Origin of the sequence: Streptomyces sp. NPDC007095, from assembly GCF_040634475.1 — a bacterium.
Classification (GTDB): Bacteria; Actinomycetota; Actinomycetes; order Streptomycetales; family Streptomycetaceae; genus Streptomyces.
Genome location: NZ_JBEYFS010000040.1, coordinates 1 through 20,689, shown reverse-complemented (window position 1 = coordinate 20,689; position 20,689 = coordinate 1). Strand labels below are relative to the sequence as shown.

Below are 20,689 nucleotides of genomic sequence, written 5' to 3'. Positions count from 1 at the left end.
AAGTCGCCCAGTGGCCGCCCAGCGAGGAGGCGTCATGACCTATGCGTACGACACCGCAGCGTGGCTCGAGATTCTTCGCGCGGGACCGCGGCGGACCCGCGTTCTGTTTCAAGTGCCTGGGGGCCGTCGACCTCGACGACCGTCTCCAGGTACCGTCGACTTGCCCCAATGGCGACGTGCAGCTGTGGAACTGCCGTGTGAAGAAGGGCAGTTGGGACTGCTGACTCGGTGCGGGGCAACGGGGTACCGCCGATGTATCCCCCTTCGCCTCGCCTCGCCCGCACGCGCGGAGAACCCGTCCGTGCGCCGAGGCCTCGGCGTATGAAGCGGCTGACGTACCCGGCCTCGCACGGTTCGGCCCGCCACGACGCGGGGATTGGCGTGCAGGCCGGCGAGGGCATTACACGCGCCTTCCAACTGCTCGGAAAGCGCTGGACCGGACTGGTCGTGTCCGTACTCACCGCCGGGCCTGCGTACTTCGCCGACCTGCGCCGGGCGATCCCCGGGATCGGCGAGCGCATGCTCTCCAACCGGCTCACCGAGCTCGCCGCCGCGGAACTCATCGTGCGCGAGGTCAATGAGGGACCGCCACTGCGGGTGTCCTACCGACTGACGGTCGCAGGCATGGCGCTGGAGCCCGCACTCATGGAGCTCGCGCAGTGGGCGAAGACCCATCTTTCCGGAGACGGGGCGGCCGACTGCTGAGGCCGTATGTTCAGGGACGGCAGTAAGGCGCCGAGCAAGCGGATCCCGTGCCGTATGCACGCCGCGCCCGACCTCGACGGCTCCCCGCCCACCGCGGCCGAGGAGTCCGGCCGCCCCGACCCGATCTCGAGCCGTCGCCGAAACGGGCGGGCAGTCCCTGCAACAGGCCCGCTCCGCAGGCAAGTTCACCCCTGTCCATGACGCGTGGTGGGCGGCGGCATGCAAGGCCCACGGTGACCGGGACGGGACCCGGGCGTTGATCGAGGTCCTGCTGCTGGGCCGGCATCTTCACCACGAGTACCTGGTGACCGGGCTCGCCGCCGCCCTGCGGGCCGGTGCTCTGACTGCGGACGCGGTTGCGCTGGAGGCCCGCAAAGCCGCCGAGGCCGACGAAGCCCAGCCCGCTAGGGCAGATCCGGAGCCGGACCGGGCGAGTGCGACGTTCCTGACCGAACGGCGGCTGGCCCACCTGCCGCCCGACAACCGGCCGCTGCCGTCGGTCGCGGCCTACGACCAGCTGCTGCGACCACGGCGGCGGCCGGAGCGATCCGCCGTCGAGGGAGACAGGCCCTGACGACGTTCAAACGCCACCGCGGACTGACCGAACAGGCCGCCGACGCCGCCGTCGACCAGGCATGCCGCATGCTGCGGCTGCCCACCATCCGGGCCCAGTTCCCCGAGCTGGCCGAAGCAGCCGCCCGTGACCAGATGTCGTATCGCGGCTTCCTCGCCGAACTGCTGACGGCCGAGTGCGACGACCGGGCCCGCCGCCGCTCGGAACGACGGATCAAGGCCGCCGCCTTCCCCCGCGAGAAATCACTGCGGGCCTTCGACTTCGACGCGAACCCCAGCGTGGACCCGGCGGTCATCCACACCCTGGCGACCTGCGAGTGGGTCAAGAAGGGCCTGCCGCTCTGCCTGATCGGCGACTCGGGCACCGGCAAGTCACACCTGCTGATCGCACTGGGCACCGATGCCGCGATGGCCGGCTACCGGGTCCGCTACACGCTCGCGACCAAACTCGTCAACGAACTGGTCGAGGCCGCGGACGAGAAGGTGCTGACCAAGACCATCGCCCGCTACGGCCGGGTTGATCTTTTGTGCATCGATGAGCTGGGCTATATGGAGCTGGATCGCAGGGGTGCTGAGCTGCTGTTCCAGGTTCTGACGGAGCGTGAGGAGAAGAACAGTGTCGCCATCGCTTCGAACGAGAGTTTCAGCGGCTGGACCAAGACCTTCACCGATCCCCGGCTGGGCGCGGCCATCGTCGACCGCCTCACCTTCGGTGGCAACCTGATCCAGACCGGCACCGACTCCTACCGCCTGGCCCTCACCCAAGGCCCGGTCTGCCGCACAAGGCAACGCCGGCTGAGGACGTCAGGCCGCTATCGTCGCCAGATGCCTGAAGCTCCTGAGAAGTTCAACACCGCGATGACCACCTGGCAGGAGTGGCAGGACGCCCCCTGGGGCCGACTGCGCCACTCGATCGCTGAGGCAAACCTGCTCCGTCACTTCGACGACCTGGGTGACGAATCGCTGCGGATGCTCGACCTCGCCGGCGGCGACGGCGGAGACGCCATCCGCCTCGCGGCCCGCGGGCACCATTGTCACCATCGTTGACTACACGCCCGCCATGCTCGCCGCGGCCACCGAGCGAGCCGTGGCAGTAGGCCAGACCGGCACAGCTCGCCGCGTGGATCCGCCGTCACTGGCACATCGAGAACCAGATCCACTGGGTCCGCGACGTCACCTACGACGAAGACCGCTCCCAGATCCGCACCGGCACCGGACCTGAAGTCATGGCTGCTCTGCGCAACGCCGCCATCGGCGCACTCCGCATCACCGGCGTCACCTACATCGCCGCCGCCAACCGCCACCACGCCGCGACAGCGCCCCGACCACTGGCACTGCTCGGCATCATCTAACGACTTTGCCGGAGCCCTGGGTGTCCATCGCACTACTCAAGGTAGAGGATGTGGTCTCCCGGGGATACGGGCGGCGGCTGCGGCGACGGTTGCCAGGTCGTCGCTCGAGAAGCCGGCGCGGCTCAGCACCGCTAGGGATTTGTTCGTTGCCAGTGTGCACAACGCCAGCTCTGCCGTCTCCTGATCATCGGCCCCCGCGGCCAGCAACGCCTGCTCCAGCATCGCCCGCAAACCGTCGATCATGGCGCGGACCATCGCCTGGCTCTCCGCGTCGAGGGCCGGGAACTGCGTTGCCGACACCGTGAGCAGGCAGCCATCCGGGACCGTCGGGTCGGCGATGCGGTTCAGGGTGACCTGCAGGTAGGCGGCCACAACGGCGCTCGGGCTCGGGTGGGGGCCGGACAGTGCCTGGTCGTACAGCGGGTGGTAGGTCTGCGCGTACCGTTGGAGGCTTTTCCGGAAGAGTGTGCTCTTGTCGCCGAAGGTGCCGTAGAGCGAGCTCCGGCCCAGGCCCGTGCCCTCGGTCAGGCGGTCGATCGAGGCCTCCGAATAGCCCCAGCGCCAGAAGACGTGCATCGCGCGTCGTAGCGCCTCGTCCACGTTGAATTGCTTGCGGCCCGCCATGGTTCGTCAGCCTACACATCTTGCACCGATCGTTTCAAGATGTGTAGGGTCGCCGACATGACAAGTTGCACTGATCGTTCCAAGATGAGTACGGCCGACGGCACGACCAGCTTGAGTTCGCTGCGGCTGTCCGACGGGTTCACCGACGTCTTCACTAGCCGGCTCGTGGAGCTGAACGGGCTGCGGCTGCACGCGGTCACCGGCGGGGACGGCCCGCCGCTGTTGCTGGTCGGCGGGTGGCCACAGACCTGGTACGCCTGGCGGGAAGTGATGCCCGCGCTCGCCCGCGAGCACACCGTCGTCGCCGTCGACTCGCGCGGGGCCGGGCTCTCCGACAAGCCCGACGACGGTTACGACGCCGGCACGCTGGCCGCCGATCTGGTCGCTCTGATGGCCGCGCTCGGGCACGACCGGTTCGACGTGGTCGGCCACGACATCGGCATGTGGACCGGATACGCCCTCGCTGCCGATCACCCCGAGCGGGTGGGCCGGCTCGCCGTCGTCGACGCCATTATCCCCGGTCTCACGCCGACCCCTTCGGTCTTCAGCCCGGCCGCGGTCAACCAACGGCTCTGGCACTTCGGCTTCAACCGGCTCACCGACCTCAACGAGGAGCTGGTACGGGGGCGTGAGCGGCTCTTCCTCGGCTACCAGTTCGCCAAGAAGGCAGCCACCCCGGACGCGATCCCCGCGTACGCCGTCGACGTCTACGTCGATGCGATCGTCGCGGATCCTCGCGGGCTGCGGGCGAGCTTCGCGTACTACCGGGCGCTGGACGAGACGATCGCGCAGAACGAGCAGCGCAAGAAGACCCGGCTGACGCTGCCGGTGCTCGCCATCGGCGGCGCGCGGTACAGCGGCGCGATGGTCGCCGAGACGATGCGGCTGGCGGCCGACGATGTCACCGGGGTGGTCCTCGACGATTGCGGCCATTACGTGGCCGAGGAGCAGCCGGCGCGGTTTACCGAGATCCTGGAGGACTTCCTCGGTGGCAAACCGGTAGCAGGCGTGCCGCACGGCTGACACATTCGTGGCGGAGTTTCGCCATGTCTGTCTTGCGCCCCCGCTCATTCACGTTGCGGCTCCTCCCGCGCGCCAAGAATCGACGGCGGTTCGAGGCGGCGGATCTCGTCGACGCGGCAGCCGCCGAACAGCCGGACGCCGGCCATCGCGCGGACCATCTCGACCGGGGTAGTAGGTTGCCTTCCAGCCGGCTTCGCGGGCCCGGCCGGAGCCGTAGGGCTTGAGGTCCTCGGCGTTCAGGGTCAGTCCGGCGGCCATGAGCTTGGCCCATGACGCGTCGTCGATGATCCTGGGGTTCGGCCCCATCTGGGCCCGCAGGGACAGGGGCATGCTCATCACGCGGCGCGGGTCGAAGCGCGGTTTGATCCATTCCCGTTCGAGTGTAGTTGAACGGGTCCTTCGGGTCGGGCACGCAGGTGATCCACTGGGCGGCGCGCCGGGCGTGCCGGTCCCAGTCGCCGGGGAAGCCCTCGGTCCAGGCGGCGGCCCGGGTGGTCTCGGGCAGTTCGGTGACGGTGCCTTCCTCGTCGATCCACGCGGACAGGATCACCGCCGTGACGGGCGCGCGGCCACGCGCTGATCGAACGGCTCAGTCATGACTCCGCGGTCTGGACACGTCAGGCGGCGGCCGGCGACCGGCGCCTGCCGCTCCACCGGCTCCGCGAGGTCCTTTACGTCCCTGAACTGGCCTCCAGCGCGGGTGCCAACCCCGCGCTCCCCGAGGACGAGATGGCCGCCGTCCTGAACCGGGCCGGCGTTCCCGCCTGACCGCCGAGCAGAACCGCTTCGCTCTGCACCGTCCTCTGCGGCTTGTCCCGCCGGTCATGTGACTGGCCGGCGCTCCTTTCGCCGACGTGGGCGTGACCGGTAGTGGGTCCCTCACGGCTCAAGCCGGAGACGGAGCACGCCGTCCGTCTCATCGCTCATGCTCGTCCCCGACTCGCTCGCACCCCAAAGCCCGTACTCCCTCGTCCTGCCTCGGGCTCGCACCGAGGCCCTGCTTCAGGAGCACGCGCTCAGGCTGGGGGGCACGATCGCGCGCGGGCATCGTGTCACCGGGTTCACCGAGACCGCCGAGTCGGTGACCGTGCAGCTAGGGAGACGTCGCCGAACCAGCCGAGGACGGTGGAGTGCGTGCTGCTCAGCAGTTGATGGGGGGGTTACCGGAAGCGACTCGGCAGAAGTCCGACCCGAGTCCGCCGTCGACGGTGCCGGCGTTCGGGCCGACGAAGATGAAGTCGCCGTCGGCGCCGCCGAGGAGCCTGCCGGTCGCCGTGGTACCGGCGTTGGCCATGATGGAGTCGCCGCCGGCGCCGCCGTCGACGGTGCCGGCAACGATGCCGTTGATGACGATGTAGTCGCCCCCGCCCAAGCCGTCGACGCTATCGCCCACGGCAAGGGCGCCGCAGCTGATGTAGTCGGCGCCGGCAGTACCAGTGATGGTCGTACCGGACACGGGACGGCCGTTGACCGTACATGAAGTCAGGGCTTGTGCAGGCGTCGCGGTCAGGGCGAGGGGAGCGGCCACGAGAGTGGCGGCGCAGAGCGTACGCATCGCGTGTCTGATCATGTAATGAGTGGTTCATGGTGACTTCATGATCGCAATCCTGCACCATCGGTGACTCTGCCGTCCGGGGTAGTTTGCCGCCCGGACGGACCACCTATGCTGACGCTCGGATGATCGGATTTGCGGCTGGTGTCCGAGGTAGGAGTCCGGGGCCCATCCCGCAGGTTCCAATCTGGGAAGCTGCGGGAACCACCCACACCGACGACGCCGACGTACGGAAGTTCACCTGGGAACCGCACGCCTCAGCCCGGGAAGTCCACCCGACGCGGGCCAGGCTTCCGCAGTGGCGTTACTGATCTCGGCTCGGCAGGGTGATTTTTGCTGAACTTCCTGGGGTGGGTGTGGTGCTGGCGGTAGTCCGTGGTGTGTGAGGTATGCGGATGGGGGCGGGCCGACGCCGACAGCACGGTGGCGCCGGGAAGCGGCGCGGATGCAGGCGGCGGAGTTGTTCGCTCAGCAGGTCAAACCACCCGAGGCCGCCCGGCGGCTGCGCCTGAGTGTGAAGTCGGCTGGTCTACGAGTGGAACGCGGCCGCGCACGCGGACGAACGTCGCAGGTCAGGTGCGTCGCAGTCGATGTCGAGGTCACGTTCCGCTGCACCAGCGTGCGCGGCGCGCCGCTGGTGAACAGTGGCGTCCCGGCACCGAGCACGACGGGCGCGAGGTGTAGGCCCAGCACGTCGGCCGTATGCCGGGTTAGAGAACGACTCTCCGTGGGTGGGCCGTTGGTGCGTGGCGTCACATCACCGCGTCTGTTTCACCCTTGCGTCGATCAGGCTGTGGTGTCTTCCAGACCGCTACCGCACGGAGCAATAGAGCCGGGCTCCCTGGCCTGCGGCAGTGCTGGCCAGAGATGCCAGCTCAGCAAGGTGGCTGGCGGCCTCGCCTTCCTCGATGAACTCGCCATCGGCTCGCCGTAGACGCGACCACCTACGGGCCACATCTTCAAGTCGCCGAGGACCCTCGGTCGCGAGCAGGGTTTGGAGCCGCTCCGATACCACGAAGACGTAGCAGCCTTCGTTCGTGATCTGAGTCAGCACCTGCGGCTCACCGGCCCGCATGAGTTCTTGCGGACTTTCTCCGGTGAAAAGGCTCTCCCACTCAACTGCGGCGTCTGCGGGATCGTAGATGCCCACAGGAACGATCTTGAACGCTCTGCGCGGGCTGAAGCCCTTGACTGCGGCCGCCGACTCGTCATCGGGTGCACTGAAGAAATCCGCCCAGTCGTCCACTTCGGCATCATGCACGGCGTCCCGGTCACTTGACCAGCAAGATCTGCCGGACATGCCTTAGCCGTCAGCCGATGTCGCCTGCCGCGAGCAGCGGTCGCCCTGCTGACACAACGGGCCTTCAAGATGGGGACGATCACTCCGGCCGACCATCACCGGCAGTTCCGCCGCGGCGCGAACAACTGGTTCTGGCTGCTGGGCGGGGTGTCGAGCACGGCGGCCAACGTTTCGAAGACACGAGCGGCAACGTCGGGTACCAAGAGTGAGCATGCATGGAGCACCGCTGCATTCGGCCCGGTCCTGGGCAGAGTCCGGCTGATCTCGCCGCCGAAGCGACCGTGTGCGCCATGCCGCTCCAGGCTCTGGCTCGCGGAGACAACCTCACCTTCGCCGACCAGTTCCGGAACTGGTCCGAGGAACTCCGACACTGTTGCCCGTCGCCTTGAAGTGCCGCTTGATCACACAGCAGTGAGCCGCTGCCACCCGAGCGTTCCGCGCGGGTTCGATCAGATGATCGGAGTGTTGATGCGGAGTTACGGCGCGCGAGCCGCAGGGCAGTGCGCCCGATGCCATATCGCGCCCCTGAGTGAGAAGTTCAGTGGGCAGGGGGCGCGGACAGGGTGCAGGGGTCAAAGCCCCAATCCGGAAGGAAGCACTGTTGATGAAGCACCATGCCACTCTGACGGCGTGCGCGTCCCTGCTGGCTGCTGGGATGCTCGCAGCAGCCGTGCCCTCTGTCAGCGCTGATCCGGCGAAGTACCCTACGCACGACGCCGCCGCGCAGCAGCTCAGGCAAGCGGGCATCACCTGGTCCTCGTCCGGTCGCTGCAGCGACCGGAACAGGAGCACCTGTACCTCCTTCACGCAGATCAACAAGGCCACCATCGCGGGTGTGATCGCGTTCAAGAAGGCCAGCAGGTGCGCGGTGAACATCACCGGTGGTACCGAGAAGGGGCACTCGCCGGGCACCTACAGCCACTGGAACGGCTACAAGGTGGACATCAGCCCAAACCAGTGCGCGGACAACTACATCACCGGCAACTTCCGCTACGCGGGACGGAGGGTTGGTGACAACGCGAAGATGTACAAGTCCCCGGCAGGCAACGTCTACGCCAGGGAAGGTTCCCACTGGGACATCCTGTACTACAACGGCAACCGGTGAGACGAGTGGGGGTCCGGCCACCAGGGCCGGACCCCCATTCGGCACCGGCGTGAACCGGAGCGGGAGAACGACCGCAAGCTGCGAGGCAAGCTGCAGCAGAAGCAGACCAAGTCGGCCAAGCGGCGGGCGAGGAAGCACGCGGATAAAGAGGCCCGCCGTAACAAGGACATCAACCACAAGATGTCGAAACGGATCGTGGCGGAGGCTGAACACTCCGGTCGCGGAGTAGCCCTGGAAGACCTGAAGGGCATGCGCGCGCGGACCCGGCTGAGAAAGCCCCAACGCACCATGCTCGACTCCTGGACCTTCGCGCAACTGGGTGTCTTCATCGCCTACAAGGCGAAGAGGGCCGGGGTGCCGGTGGTGTACGTCGACCCGGCGTACACCAGCCGGGAATGCTCCCGATGTCATCACATCGAACGCGGCAACCGGCCCTCACAGGCTCGGTTCGCCTGGCGGTCCTGCGGATTCGTTGATCACGCGGACCGCAACTCCTCCCACAACATCGCCCACCGCGGGTGGACGGCGTGGGTCTGCGGGGCCCGGTCAGCGGCCCCTGAACTCACGCTCATCGCGTGAGTTATGGACGCGTCCGGACCCATCACCGCCAGTGGTGGTCACGAGCTGCAAGCCCGGGAATCCATTCCCGGGGGGTGACGTGGGCGAAGCCGTGCTCGGACAGGCCCAGGCCCAGGTCCCGGGGCGTCGGACGACCGTGGATCCTGCGTCGCAGACCCGTCGGCCGGCCGCCTTCTGTAACCGGGTGGCGATCCGGGCTCCAGCCGGGACCTGGCCCACCTGCTCGGTGAACGAATCGCGCGGACAAGCCCGTTCGGTGCAGTACCAGCGACGCTTGCGCCACACGAGCTTCAGCCGCCGTTCGCCGTAGGGCAGATCATGCGGACGGGTGTGCACAAATCCCTTGGTGAGTCAGGCGAATACCCCGCAGTCGGGGGAGGTCCGCGCGGTCACGTCCGTGGTCATCAGGTGCGCCCGCCGGGTGCCGTTCGCGAGCAGCTCGACCTTCGTGACGGCCGGGCCGTCCAGGTCGAGCAGCAACGTCGTATTGTGATCCAAGCCCGTGCGTCCAAGTGATCAAGCTGCGTGGAGAAGAGCCGTGATCACCCGCGATCACGGGCTTCCTGCATCCAGGGCCCAATTCGCCCCATACTCACCACCAGTGACGGCAGGGTAGGCCGATCGGCGCCAGACCCCGCTCAAGCTCGAAGACCCGACAAGGCTTGACTGCCGTGACCTTGTGCCTCCCGGCTTCCTGGTCCGGATGCTTCGCCTGGGGATCCGCGGCGTTGGCCAGGTGTTGTTCAGGTCGGTGACCGCTGTTGCCAGACGGAGGTGAGCGCTGCGACGGGGTCGGTGTCGGCTGGTGCCGCGGGCCACCATTCGCGGTCGTCGTCCTGGAGGTAGGGGTACCAGCGGATGTCGGGGCCCAGACGCAGCTGGATGCCCTGGCCGGGGAGGGTGAGGCGGTTGCGCCAGGCCCTGAGAGGGACAGGGGCGGTGACCATCTCGGCGAGGGTCATGGTCAGGGCGGTGCGGGCGGCTGCCATCACCGCTGGGTCGGGAGTATGGGGCTGTTCGGCGACGGTGAGACCGGTGGGACCGCCGTGGCGCCAGGCGCGCACGAGGCGGGCGAACGCGGTCGGTGCGGTGCCGGTGTTCTGGATCAGGTTATGGAACCACTCGGGTCCGGGGCTGCTCGCGGCGATCCGTACGGCGTCCTGGTGCTGGGTCAGGTGCAGGCAAGTGGTGTCGCCGGACAACAGCTGCGCTGCGCGTGCCGCTGCGTCGGCCATGAGCCGTTCCAGGTCCGTGAGGGACAGGCCGCTGTCGGACGGTGGGGGGACGGGCAGTGCGACGGCGTGGGGGGATGGTGCGGGGAGGTCGGGCAGCCCGGGGGTGTGTTCGGCCCAGGCGGCGTAGGCGCCGGCGGCGGGGATCCCGGCCGGAGCCGGCAGGGTGTCCGTCGCCTGGCCCGCGGTGCGGCGGGCGCGCAGTTGGGCGAGGACCTCCTCTCGGCTGCGACCGCGCAGCGCGAAGAGCACGAACGGGTCGGTGTCGATGGTGGCGGCGATGGCGTAGCAGAGCGCGGCGGCGTGCTTGCAGGGGTGTCCCCAGTCGGGGCAGGAGCAGTCCGGGTCGAGTTCGGTGGGCTGCGGCAGCAGGGGGACGCCTGCCTGGCGGGCGTCGTCGACGAGTTGGGCGGGCATCTCGCCGTCGAGGAGCGCGGCGAGATGCCCGGCACGGGCCGCGACGGTATCCAGCAGTGTGTCCCACTGGGTGTCGGTGAGGACGGGCAGGTGGACCGAGGATCGGTAGGGGCGCGGCCGGCTGCCCTGGACAGAGGCCTTGACATGACCGGGGGCGACGGTGGTCGGGCCGACCATGCCCTTGCGGGCGTAGGTGCGTCCGCGGGACAGACGCGCGGCGTCGAGGGTGGAGTCCTCCAGGGCGGTGACCCACGCCTGGCCCCACCAGGTTGCGGCGAAGGCGTGCCTGCCGCGGGCGGGCGCACGCCGCTGGCCGGGCAGCGAGGCGCTCATGACTGCCTCCCCAGGGCGACGAGTTCGGCGAGGTCGGCGTCGGACAGTTCGGTCAGGGCGGCCTCGCCGGAGCCGACGACGGCGTCGGCGAGCGCGCGCTTGGATTCCAGCAGCTTGGCCACCTTGTCCTCCACGGTGCCCTCTGCGACGAGCTTGTGTACCTGGACGGGTTTGTCCTGGCCGATGCGGTAGGCGCGGTCGGTGGCCTGGTCCTCGACGGCAGGGTTCCACCAGCGGTCGTAGTGCACGACGTGGGTGGCGCGGGTGAGGTTGAGGCCGGTGCCTGCCGCTTTCAGTGACAGCAGGAATACCGGTACTTCACCGTGCTGGAAGCGGTCCACCATGTCCTCGCGTTGCGCGACGGGGGTGCCGCCGTGCAGGAGGAGGGTGGGGATGCCGCGTTCGGCGAGGTGTTTCTCCAGGAGGGTCGCCATCTTCGTGTACTGGGTGAAGACCAGGACCGATTCGCCCTCGGCGGTGATCGTGTCGATCAGCTCGTCGAGCAGGTCCAGTTTGCCGCTGCGGCCACGCAGCGGCGTGGACTGGCGCAGGTACTGGGCCGGGTGGTTGCAGATCTGCTTCAGAGCGGTGAGCAGCTTCAGCACCAGGCCGCGCCGGGCGATGCCCTCGGACTCCTCGATCTTCGCCATGGTCTCGCGGACCACCGCCTCGTACAGGCTGGTCTGTTCGGCCGTCAGCGACACGACGCGGTCGGTCTCGGTCTTGGCCGGCAGTTCGGGCGCGATCCCCGGGTCGGACTTCCTGCGGCGCAGCAGGAAGGGACGGACGAGACGGGACAGGCGCTCGGCGGCCTCGGGGTCCTCGCCCGTCTCGACCGGGCGGGCGTGCCGGTCGCGGAAGGTGGAGAGCGGGCCGAGGAGTCCGGGGGTGGTCCAGTCGAGCAGCGCCCACAGTTCGGAGAGGTTGTTCTCCACCGGGGTGCCGGTGAGGGCGACGCGGGCGAGGGCGGGCAGGGCGCGCAGCTCGCGGGCGGTGACGGAGTAGGGGTTCTTGACGTGCTGGGCCTCGTCGGCGGCGAGAAGCGACCAAGCCCTCTCGGCGAGGGCTTCGCGGTCGCGGCGCAGCACTCCGTAGGTGACCAGGACGATTTCATCGCCGGCCAGGTCGTCGAGGTGGCGGCTGCCGCCGTGGTAGCGGCGCACGGGCGTGGACGGCGCGAACCTGGCCGCCTCGCGCTGCCAGTTGCCGAGCAGGGAGGCAGGGCATACGACAAGGGTGGGGCCCGCGGTGGAGGGGTCGGTCTGGCGGTGCAGATGCAGGGCGAGGAGGGTGATGGTCTTGCCCAGACCCATGTCGTCGGCGAGGCAGCCGCCGAGGCCGAGCTCGCACATCTCGGCCAGCCAGGCAAGGCCCCGCTTCTGGTAGTCGCGCAACGTGGCCTTGAGCGCGGCCGGCTGCTCGGCGGGGGTACGGGATTCGGGATCGCGGATACGAGCGACGAGGTCGCCGAACTGGCCGACCGCCGCGCAGGGGATCGGCTCCCCCTCCCTTTCCACCTCCCCGGTCAGCGCGGCGCTCAGCGCCTCCATGGGGGTGAGCGGTTGCATCCGGCGGCGCCTGGCGCGGGCCACCAGCTTCGGGTCGGCGACCACCCACTGGTCACGCAGCCGGACGAGGGGGCGGCGGGCCTCGGCGAGGGCGTCCATCTCGGCGTCGGCGAGCGGTTCGCCGCCGAGCGAGATCTGCCAACGGAAGTCGAGGAGGGCGTCGGCGTCGAGGAGACCGCCGGCGCTGGAGCCGGGGGCGGTGCGCTGCCCGATCTCCCCGGTCGCGGTGAGTGCCTTGACCAGCTCGCGCGGCCAGTGCACGTCGATACCGGTCGCGCGCAGCGTGTCGGTAGCGTCGCCCAGCAGGTCGAAGGCTTCGTCGTCGGTCAGCCGGAGTTCGTCGGGGGCGGCGTCTTTCAGCAGCCGCTGCAGCGGGGGCCAGACACGGGCACCGCGACGCAGCGCGAGCAGCGTCTCGGTCTCGGCACGCGGACCGAGCAGCCGCTCGACCTCGGCCGGCTCGCTCCACAGCCGTGCCGCCTGGACGAGGAGCGCCGGATCCGCCGCGGTGTGCAACTGCAGGACGGCCCTGAACTGCCGGCGCCGCCCCTCGGGCAGGTCGACGCGCAGCGAGACACCGACCTCGGCGGTGAGCGCAGCGGTGGTCTCTTCGGACCACTCGCGCAGGGCGGGCACGGCACGCACCTCACCCCAGGCGTACGGCAGTGCTCCCATGGCGAGTGGCGCGGCCGGGGTACGGACCAGGTCGTCGGCGACCGCGTCGCAGAACTGGCGTACCAGGGCCGCCGGTTCGGCGATCCGCAGCGGTGGCGGTCCCGGTTCCGGCAGGCAGTGGGCGTGCGGCGGGAACGCGGCGGCCAGGGAGTCCAGCGTCTGCCGCTGGGCGGCGGTGAAGGGGCCCGCCTGCCAGGTGTCGTAACCGGCGGGGGTGAGGGCCGGGTGGAGGCGGCCGTCGGCCAGCAGCCGCAGCGCGAACCGGGCTGCGGCCTGCCAGGCGGTGGCGGACGGATGCGATGGCCGCGCCCCTTCCAGGGCAGACACGGCGACAGCGACGGGCAGCGCGTAGCCCTCCACCCTGCGCCGTCTGACCGAGCGGCCGTGCGGCAGCACCAGTTCCACCGAGTCGGTCTCCACACTCGGACGCATGCCGTTGTCCTCGGCAACCGCCCCGGCAGGCTGCCAGAGCAGCACACGCCCGAGACGGGCCGGCTCTCCGGGCAGGAACACCGCCGCCCAGCCCCCGTCGAGCAGCCCCCGTGCCCAAGTGGCAGCCTCGGGGGCGGCCAGCGGCGGTGCGCTCATCGTGCCCGTGCCCGGTTCTCGTACGACGATCCGTGCCACGCTCTTCCGCTCCATCGCCATCAGGGGCGGTCCTCCCGCACACGCCCACCACCGGACTTCACCATGCACCGTCACCCATCGGCAAGTTCGGGCCATACCGTCACGGGTGGGGAGGAGGGTTCACCGGCCGCGGGCTCGTGGAGGTCGGGCGGATGGGGACACGCTCGCCAAGTGGGCCGTCGGCGTCTCCGACACCCTGGCGCTCGGCCTGGTCAACGAGGGCATCGGTACGGGCCTGCCGATCGTTGTCCTTCCCCGCTTCAACGAGGCCCGGGCCGCATACGGCCGTCGCCGGGCACGTCGACGTCCTGCGTGAAGGGGGCGTCACCGTGTTGCTCGGAGAGGGCGGCTTCACGCCCTGGCCCTGCTGGCAGGCGAAAGACGATTCGGCCGAGCCGGGTCGGTACCGTACAGTTCACCCTACCGACGCGGGGTGGAGCAGCTCGGTAGCTCGCTGGGCTCATAACCCAGAGGTCGCAGGTTCAAATCCTGTCCCCGCTACTCAAACGTGAAGGCCCGGTGGATACCGGGCCTTCACTGTGTCTGGTCCCGCTCGAACCTGGCCCTCAGGCGACAGGGCTCCGGGACGAAGAAGACGTCGACATCCTGGGCACGAACCCGTACGTTCTGACACCTCGGTGATCTGGCCCCGGGAGCCAGGGCGGTCGCTGAGCCAGTGCTCATGGTTACCCGGATTTGCTCGGACAGTGCTCCTGATCACGCGGAACTGCTTACTTCTTTGTTGAATCGGCGTGTTGAAGCCGTTCAAGAGAGGTGCCGGCGCGATGAGTTGGCGGATTTTCTGGGTGCCGCGTGACGCGGTGCGGGCTGGAGTACGGAGGTCGCTGCCTGGGCAGTGGGAGGACCTGCCGGCTCGGAAGCAAGCGGTAGGGGTGCGAGCTTGCGACCCCATCTTCCTGTCGCCGGACTCCCGGGTGGATCCGCTCCTGAGTTGTTACGGACAGTCAAACGTCTTCCGCGTTTCCACAGTGGAGCCGCGGCCTGGACGACTACGGGCACTGGCGACGCTTCGCGGAGACGAATCCGGAACGGATTGGGGGCGAAGCGGAACGGGGAACTGGCGGCAGATACACACCAGCGTGGCCGCGGTCCTCGGGGTGAGTGGCCGTGGTCCCGCTGCCTCATCCTCGGCCTGCCGCACCGCGGAGGCCAGATGCGGGCGGTGGGAGTGAGCCTCCCCTTCGGCCAGGCGGTACGCCACGAACTGCTCCCGCTGCTGCGGCCGGCCGGGGACACGGAGGCGGAGCTGCCGGGGACCGTGGGCGCACTGCCCGGGCACATGACCGAGGCAGACCCGGAATTCCTCAAAGCGGTAGCGCTCGTTCAGGATGCACGGGCGGGTTTCACCCGCCCAGGAGGGCTGACCGGGGCGATTGCGGTGCCCGCCAGGTTGGGGAAGCGGGCCTGCTCGTACAGGGTCCTGCTGGGCGGAGCGCGAGGCCGACTCCCGAACGGGGCGTAGCAGCATGGCCTCGGTGGTCACTCCGAGTACCGGCTGCCGTCCCGGCAGCGGTTGTCGTTCCAGCCGTTGGTCAGGTCGATCGAGCGGGTGATTCTGCCTCACCTGGGATCGCGGGAATCCAGATGCTTCTCCAGGAAGGAGATCTCCGCCGCGACGGCCTGTTCGTGCGACTCGAGGAATGGGGCGTAGTGACGGCCCGTCAGGTGAACCACTTCGGACCGAGGCGCGTTCCGGGCGGCCCGGACGGCGGGGCCGGGGAGCGCGCTCTGGTCCTGGTCGCAGACGACGACCAGCAGGGGGCACCGGATCCGGGAAGCATGGCGGCCGGGCCGGTACCCGCCGATCCGCAGGGCGATCCGTGCGGCGACCGTCTGCTCCCAGTTCGCGTGGCGACGCTCGGGATCGAGGGCCCGGTCGCCGTCCATGGCGTCGGGCGTGGTGAGCGAGGCGACCGCGCCGCGCGGTCCTGCGGTCGGGACCAGCAGTGGCGGACGCCCGACGAGGCCCCCGAGCGCGTCCACGACGCCCCGGCCGAACAGACGTAGCACCGAAAGGGGCGTCATGGAGCGCAGCGCGTGGGGAGCGAGCGCGCGGCCGTCGACCATCGGGGTCTGCGCGATCGCGCAGGCCAGCCGCGGGTGGTCGGCCGCGACATGGAAGACGTGGCCGCCCGCGAGCGAGAAGCCCCAGACCGAGATCCTGTCCGGGTCAACGTCCGGCAGACCGGTTGCGCACTCGATCGCGGCGTGCCAGTCGGCGACCTGCTCGTCGAAGCTGACGATCTGGCGCGGTGCGCCCCCGCTCTCCCCGAACCGTCGGTGGTCGAAGGCCAGGACCGCGAAACCGGCGTCGTTGAACCGCGCGGCGAACAGGTCCGAGGCTGGCTCCTTCGTCACCGAGGTTCCGCCGGCCATGATCACGCAGCCGCCGTTGGACCCCGGATAGTGCCAGGCGGCACACGAGGTGTCACCGCTGGCGAAGCGTACTTTCTCCCGTTGCTTGAACGCGGGCACACGGACCTCCGTGGTGAATCGTCGTTTTACGGGGTTCTCTGAAAACCGCGGGCCTGCGGCGTCGTCGCGCCGCAGGCTCTCTTCGCCGGGCCGCCGGTGGCGGCCCTGGAGGTGCCGACGGTCAGCCGATCAGGCCGGGGAACCAGATGCGCGGGTCGAGGATCATCGGGTGCTCCTTCCGTGGCGCGGGCCCGCCGACGCTGACGCGCGTCAGGGACGGGGCGGAGTGGATGCGATCCATGCTTGGGGCGCTGTCCCCGAGATGAGCTCCGCACGGCGACGGAATGAGCGAAACTTGCCTTCATGGCGCGCGCATCGGCGGATTCCGTACTGAGCCTCACGGATCAGCGGCTGGTGGCCGCGCTGCAGTGGAACGGCCGCCTCACCGCGGAGCGGGCGGCCCACGTGCTGGGACTCAGCCCCACCACCGTGCGCCGCCGCCTGCACGCGCTCGGCGCCGACGGCACCGTGCGCGTGGTGATCTCATCGGTCGCGCGACCGCGCAACGGTGGCTCGGCCGGGGCCCTGTTCCTGCGCATCCGGGTCCTGCGGGGAAAGCTCGACACGATCGTGGCCGCGCTCGCGGCACGCGAGGACATCCCGTTCATCGACGTCACCACCTCAGGTGACGAGATCTTCGCGGTCGCCCGCACCGAGCCGGGTTCACGCGACCCGCTGGTCTTCCGTCAACTGCCTTCCACCCAGGCGGTGACGTCCCTGGAGAGCGCCACGATCCTGCACGTCTTCCGACTCACCTCCGAGTGGCGTCACCAACTGCTGACCGCGGCCGAACGCGCGGCGCTGAGCCCGGCCGAGCCGGTCCCCGGGGCGACCGCTTCCGGTTCTCCGGGCCCGTACGGCGTCGACACCGATGCCCTGGAACAGTCCCTCATCGACGCCCTCACCCCCGACGCGCGCCTGACCGCGGCGGCCCTGGCCGCCCGCACCGGCCACCCAGAGAGCACGGTGCGCCGCCGCCTCGCCCAACTGGCCGCCCAGGGCCGCCTGATCACCCAGGTCCTGGTCGATCCGCGCCGCCTCGGGCTGCCCATCGAGGCCAAGCTCCTGCTGCAGGTGGCCCCCGACCATCTGGCCGCCGCCGGGCAGGCGCTGGCTGACCACCCCTCGGTGCACGGCGCGTTCGCGACGTCGGGACCCTCGAACCTGCACGCGGCCGCGTACTTCCCGGACCTGACAGCCCTCTACGGCTTCCTCTCCCGCGACCTGGTCGGCCTGGGCATCACCCACGTCGAGACGGCCATCGTCAGCCGCGCCGCCAAACGCACTCCCGCGCCAGTCCAGCCGGTACCAGTGGGCCAGGGCCGGGTGAACGCCGCGTCGAAGAGCTACAACTGACAACGGCGGAACGTAACCGCTGCTCGTGATCACCAGGGTTTGCTCCACGGTGCTCATGATCACGCGGAATTGCTCACGGAACTGCGGATCCTGGATGCGCACTGCCGTACCCGAGTCGTTGAGCAGGTCGTTGATGAGCTGTTCGGTCTCGATCTCCAGTGAGAAGTCCAAAGCCAGGTTGACCTGCTGGACGCGGGTGATGGCGGTGTGCAGGCCCTGTCGGTTCCCGGCGGCGGCCTCGATTCTCATCCAGTCCCGGTAGAGCAGCTCTGCCGCGTCGTCGACGTCGAGACCGGTCGCGACTGCCTGTCGGGCCGCGCTGAGGTCGTGGTGCGGACCCGCGGGGGGTGCGGTACGTGGTCACGGTGTGGGTCACGTCGGTGATCCGCGTGATCATCTCCTGCGGGTAGGGCTCGGCCCAGGGCAGGGGCCTGCCGTGTCCGCGCTGCGCCGGGAGTCACTTGGGGCGCGTTTCCGTGATCAATATCGATGAGAATTGATGTCACCCGCACATGGGAGCTGATCGTCAGGGCTGCCGCAGCCGGGGGTGTGTGACGCGCGTGATGGACCGGCGCAGTGGGGTTGGGGAACACGGGACGGGCTGGGCAGGTGAGCGCGGATGTTCTGAACCCTCGGCGGAGCCGGGCCGGGGTGAGCCGTGCAGGTTCGGCCGGTTTCTCCCAGGGCCGCCGGAGGTCGGCGGCCAAGGGCCGGGCGAGCCTGAGCTGGGTGTGCGCGACGACCAGGAGCCAGATCCGCCGGTCCCGTCGCCTCGGGGGTACGGAGCTTCGGGGTGGTCCAGCCGAGCGTCTGCTGTGCGAGCCTGAATATGTGTCCCAGGTCGACTCTTTGGAGGACCCCTGCCTCCAGCGTTCCACAGTCGGACCAGGTCCAGTAGTCGCCGTCCGTCGGTCTCGACGGCCATCGTGCAGACGCTGGTCTCCTGAACGCCCCCGTCCCACGCCGATAGGCTCGGGGTGTGGACCGCAGCAGTAGAGAGCCCGACGACGCGTTCGCCGGGGAAGCGCAGGGCGAGCTGTCGCTCCGGGCGACCCGGGCGCTGTGGTGGGGGTCGGCCGGTCTGGTGCTCACCGTCCTGGGTACCTCGGTGCTCGTCGCCGGCGTGGAGCACGGCCGACGACTGCCCGTGGCCGTGGCTCTGGTCCTCGCGCAGGCCTGCGTCCTGAGGTGGCAGGCGCGCGCCCCGGTCGCCGTACTGGCCGCGAACGCGGCGACGGGGCTCACGGTGTGGGCGCTGCTGCCCGCGGTGACCTTGACGGGGGCGCTGCTCGCGGCGCAGGTCGCGTTGTGCGTGCTGTCGGCCACCAGGCAGCGGCGGGTGTCGGTGCGGGCGCTCGCGGCGATGTGCTTGCCCGCCCCGCTGGCGTTCGGGTCGGGCGGCGGCGCGGGTCTGATGGTCTATGTGCTGGCGGTGGTCCTGGCGTGGACCGTGGGGCAGTGGCGCAGGGCGCAGCAGGCACGGATGAGGGCGGAGCTGCGCCGGGCTGTGGTGGAGGAGCGTGCGCGGATCGCGCGCGAGGTGCACGACGTCGTGGCGCACACCCTGTCGGTGATGGTCATTCAGGCGGGCGCCGCCGACGACGTGTTCATCGAACGGCCCGAGCAGGCCCGTCAGGCGCTGCGGGCCATCGAGACGGGAGCCCGCTCGGCGCTCGGCGAACTGCGCCTGCTGCTGCGTGCGTTCCGGCCGGACGTGGGGCACGACGGGGCCGGGGAGCAGCGGGAGCCGGGGCCCTCGCTCGCGCGTCTGGACGAGCTGGCCGACACGGTGCGCGCAACCGGGATGACCGTGCATGTGCAGCGCGAGGGCGCCGCGGACGGGCTGCCGGCCGCGGTGGACCTGGCGGCGTATCGGATCGTTCAGGAGGCCCTCACCAACACGCTGCGCCACGCGGCCGGCGCCGACAAGGTGAGCGTGCGCGTGACGGCCGAAGGGGAGTGCGTGAAGGTCACGGTGGTCGACAACGGGCGTGCGCCGCAGGGCGGTTCGGCAGCGGCGGGAGAGGGACGCGGTCTGGTGGGGATGAAGGAGCGCGCACGGCTCGTGGGCGGCAGCCTGCGCGCCGGTCCGCTGCCCCAAGGCGGGTTCGAGGTGGCGGCGCAGCTGCCGGTGGAGGGCGCGCCGTGACGCTGCGTGTGGTGGTGGCCGACGACCAGGTCCTGGTCCGTACCGGATTCCGCATGATCATCGATGCCCGGGACGACCTCGAGGTGGTCGGTGAGGCGTCCGACGGCCGGGAGGCGGTGCGGCTGACGCGGGAACTGGCGCCCGACGTGGTGCTGATGGACGTACGCATGCCCGTAGTGGACGGCATCGAGGCGACCCGGCAGATCGCGGAGTCGGGTAGTCGGACCCGGGTGCTCGTGCTGACCACCTGGGACGCGGACGCGCACGTGGTGGCTGCCCTGCGGGCCGGGGCGAGCGGTTTCCTGCTGAAGGACATGCGCCCCGCCGAACTCGTCGACGCGATCCGTCTCACAGCGCGCGGCGACGCGCTGCTGGCGCCGACCGTGCTCAGCCGCGTCCTCGACCGGTTCCTGCGCACCACGTCCGACCCGGCGCCGCCGCCCTCCCTGCAGGACCTCTCCGGCCGCGAGCGGGAGGTGCTCACCCTGATCGGGCAAGCCCTGTCGAACGCGGAGATCGCTGGGCGGCTGCGGCTGTCGGAGGCCACCGTCAAGAACCATGTCACCGCGGTGCTGAGGAAACTGGGCCTGCGTGACCGCGTCCAGGCCGTCGTCGCCGCCTACGACCACGGTCTCGTGCGGCCGCGCCGCCCCTGACGGCACCGCCTCCTCCTCAGGGAGGAGACCGGGCCGCGGTCCTCCTGCGTTCCCAGCGCCAGGCCGTTCCCGTGGCCGATCCGCGGCCGGGGTACCCGGCCATAACGTCGAGGCGTGAACCACGACCTGGCCTGCCTCATGTATCTGCTGGCCCACGACGACGCGGCCGAAGGCCCCTACGACCGTTCCCGGACGGAGCTGCTGGTCCGTGCCGCCGCCCTCGCCGACCTCGCGTTGCGCGGCCGGCTGAGGGAGGACGGGGGCACTCTCACCGGTCGTGCCGTGTCCGCGCGAGGCCACCGCCTCGACGATCGAGTTCCTGCGCCCGATCCCCTCCGTCGCCCTGATCCCCCTCGCCGTCCTGCTC

Annotated in this window: 18 protein-coding genes, 1 tRNA gene and 5 pseudogenes; 14 read left to right on the top strand and 10 right to left on the bottom strand. The window is 70.0% G+C overall.

Annotation, left to right across the window (positions count from 1 at the left end; all coding sequences use genetic code 11):
• Window positions 1–321: 321 nt before the first annotated feature.
• From ABZ656_RS16130 to ABZ656_RS16110, 5 genes and pseudogenes are all read left to right on the top strand, one after another.
• Window positions 322–705: a helix-turn-helix domain-containing protein gene (locus ABZ656_RS16130; protein WP_360268443.1), complete on the top strand. Its 384-nt coding sequence runs from the start codon at window positions 322–324 to the stop codon at window positions 703–705.
• Between the two features lie 256 nt (window positions 706–961).
• Complete coding sequence (locus ABZ656_RS16125; protein ID WP_360268440.1) at window positions 962–1,279, top strand: hypothetical protein; 318 nt, start codon at window positions 962–964, stop codon at window positions 1,277–1,279.
• Window positions 1,276–2,034 (top strand): annotated as a pseudogene (gene istB / locus ABZ656_RS16120) (IS21-like element helper ATPase IstB); the annotation flags it as partial. The gene ABZ656_RS16125 and the pseudogene istB, both read left to right, overlap by 4 nt.
• A 353-nt stretch (window positions 2,035–2,387) precedes the next feature.
• Window positions 2,388–2,510, top strand: a pseudogene (locus ABZ656_RS16115) (ISAs1 family transposase); the annotation flags it as partial.
• A complete protein-coding gene (locus tag ABZ656_RS16110) occupies window positions 2,505–2,630 on the top strand; it encodes a hypothetical protein (RefSeq protein ID WP_360268437.1) in 126 nt (41 codons plus the stop codon). The pseudogene ABZ656_RS16115 and the gene ABZ656_RS16110, both read left to right, overlap by 6 nt.
• Window positions 2,631–2,666: 36 nt before the next feature.
• On the opposite strand, the gene ABZ656_RS16105 is transcribed toward ABZ656_RS16110, so the two are convergent.
• Entirely contained in the window at window positions 2,667–3,254 is a 588-nt protein-coding gene (locus ABZ656_RS16105) for a TetR/AcrR family transcriptional regulator (protein WP_360268434.1), read from the bottom strand.
• A gap of 84 nt (window positions 3,255–3,338) precedes the next feature.
• On the opposite strand from ABZ656_RS16105, the gene ABZ656_RS16100 reads away from it, so the two are divergent.
• Window positions 3,339–4,277: an alpha/beta hydrolase gene (locus ABZ656_RS16100; protein ID WP_360268431.1), complete on the top strand. Its 939-nt coding sequence runs from the start codon at window positions 3,339–3,341 to the stop codon at window positions 4,275–4,277.
• A gap of 1,141 nt (window positions 4,278–5,418) precedes the next feature.
• On the opposite strand, the gene ABZ656_RS16095 is transcribed toward ABZ656_RS16100, so the two are convergent.
• The 3 genes and pseudogenes from ABZ656_RS16095 to ABZ656_RS16085 form a co-directional block, all read right to left on the bottom strand.
• Entirely contained in the window at window positions 5,419–5,733 is a 315-nt protein-coding gene (locus tag ABZ656_RS16095; RefSeq protein WP_360268428.1) for a hypothetical protein, read from the bottom strand.
• 657 nt (window positions 5,734–6,390) lie between these two features.
• Window positions 6,391–6,525, bottom strand: a pseudogene (locus tag ABZ656_RS16090) (dihydrofolate reductase); the annotation flags it as partial.
• 115 nt (window positions 6,526–6,640) lie between these two features.
• A complete protein-coding gene (locus ABZ656_RS16085) occupies window positions 6,641–7,075 on the bottom strand; it encodes a hypothetical protein (RefSeq protein WP_101402757.1) in 435 nt (144 codons plus the stop codon).
• A gap of 658 nt (window positions 7,076–7,733) precedes the next feature.
• Between ABZ656_RS16085 and ABZ656_RS16080 the strand changes: the two genes are divergently transcribed.
• Together ABZ656_RS16080 and ABZ656_RS16075 are read left to right on the top strand one after the other, a co-directional pair.
• Window positions 7,734–8,234 carry a hypothetical protein gene (locus ABZ656_RS16080; protein WP_360268425.1) on the top strand — a complete coding sequence of 167 codons (501 nt, stop codon included), beginning with the start codon at window positions 7,734–7,736 and terminating at the stop codon, window positions 8,232–8,234.
• A gap of 36 nt (window positions 8,235–8,270) precedes the next feature.
• Window positions 8,271–8,813 carry a transposase gene (locus ABZ656_RS16075; RefSeq protein WP_360268542.1) on the top strand — a complete coding sequence of 181 codons (543 nt, stop codon included), beginning with the start codon at window positions 8,271–8,273 and terminating at the stop codon, window positions 8,811–8,813.
• Window positions 8,814–9,164: 351 nt separating this feature from the next.
• Here ABZ656_RS16075 and ABZ656_RS16070 read toward each other — a convergent pair whose 3' ends face one another.
• The 3 genes from ABZ656_RS16070 to ABZ656_RS16060 all read right to left on the bottom strand — a co-directional run bounded on the left by ABZ656_RS16070 (window position 9,165) and on the right by ABZ656_RS16060 (window position 13,626).
• Entirely contained in the window at window positions 9,165–9,293 is a 129-nt protein-coding gene (locus ABZ656_RS16070) for a hypothetical protein (protein WP_360268422.1), read from the bottom strand.
• A 263-nt stretch (window positions 9,294–9,556) separates the two neighbouring features.
• Window positions 9,557–10,795 (bottom strand): SWIM zinc finger family protein, encoded by a 1,239-nt coding sequence (locus ABZ656_RS16065; protein WP_101402760.1) that lies wholly within the window; start codon window positions 10,793–10,795, stop codon window positions 9,557–9,559.
• Entirely contained in the window at window positions 10,792–13,626 is a 2,835-nt protein-coding gene (locus tag ABZ656_RS16060; RefSeq protein WP_101404011.1) for a DEAD/DEAH box helicase, read from the bottom strand. The genes ABZ656_RS16065 and ABZ656_RS16060 overlap by 4 nt, the downstream gene beginning before the upstream one ends.
• 466 nt (window positions 13,627–14,092) lie before the next feature.
• Here ABZ656_RS16060 and ABZ656_RS16055 point away from each other — a divergent pair.
• Window positions 14,093–14,166 (top strand) — tRNA-Met (locus tag ABZ656_RS16055).
• A 673-nt stretch (window positions 14,167–14,839) separates the two neighbouring features.
• Window positions 14,840–15,148 (top strand): hypothetical protein, encoded by a 309-nt coding sequence (locus tag ABZ656_RS16050; protein ID WP_360268419.1) that lies wholly within the window; start codon window positions 14,840–14,842, stop codon window positions 15,146–15,148.
• Between the two features lie 98 nt (window positions 15,149–15,246).
• On the opposite strand, the gene ABZ656_RS16045 is transcribed toward ABZ656_RS16050, so the two are convergent.
• On the bottom strand, window positions 15,247–16,161 hold the full coding sequence (locus tag ABZ656_RS16045; protein ID WP_360268416.1) for an alpha/beta fold hydrolase: 915 nt from the start codon (window positions 16,159–16,161) through the stop codon (window positions 15,247–15,249).
• Window positions 16,162–16,464: 303 nt separating this feature from the next.
• On the opposite strand from ABZ656_RS16045, the gene ABZ656_RS16040 reads away from it, so the two are divergent.
• Complete coding sequence (locus tag ABZ656_RS16040; RefSeq protein WP_360268413.1) at window positions 16,465–17,517, top strand: Lrp/AsnC family transcriptional regulator; 1,053 nt, start codon at window positions 16,465–16,467, stop codon at window positions 17,515–17,517.
• 108 nt (window positions 17,518–17,625) lie between these two features.
• Here the strand turns inward: ABZ656_RS16040 and ABZ656_RS16035 are convergent.
• Window positions 17,626–17,953, bottom strand: a pseudogene (locus tag ABZ656_RS16035) (hypothetical protein); the annotation flags it as partial.
• 143 nt (window positions 17,954–18,096) lie between these two features.
• Window positions 18,097–18,372, bottom strand: a pseudogene (locus ABZ656_RS16030) (transposase); the annotation flags it as partial.
• A 124-nt stretch (window positions 18,373–18,496) separates the two neighbouring features.
• On the opposite strand from ABZ656_RS16030, the gene ABZ656_RS16025 reads away from it, so the two are divergent.
• From ABZ656_RS16025 to ABZ656_RS16015, 3 genes are all read left to right on the top strand, one after another.
• Window positions 18,497–19,666 (top strand): sensor histidine kinase, encoded by a 1,170-nt coding sequence (locus tag ABZ656_RS16025; RefSeq protein WP_180362242.1) that lies wholly within the window; start codon window positions 18,497–18,499, stop codon window positions 19,664–19,666.
• Window positions 19,663–20,322, top strand: coding sequence for a response regulator transcription factor (locus ABZ656_RS16020; RefSeq protein ID WP_360268409.1), 660 nt, complete (start codon window positions 19,663–19,665; stop codon window positions 20,320–20,322). Before ABZ656_RS16025 ends, ABZ656_RS16020 begins: the two co-directional genes overlap by 4 nt.
• Before the next feature lie 114 nt (window positions 20,323–20,436).
• Window positions 20,437–20,689 (top strand): GPP34 family phosphoprotein (locus ABZ656_RS16015; RefSeq protein ID WP_360268406.1); only part of this gene is annotated, 253 nt, incomplete at its 3' end.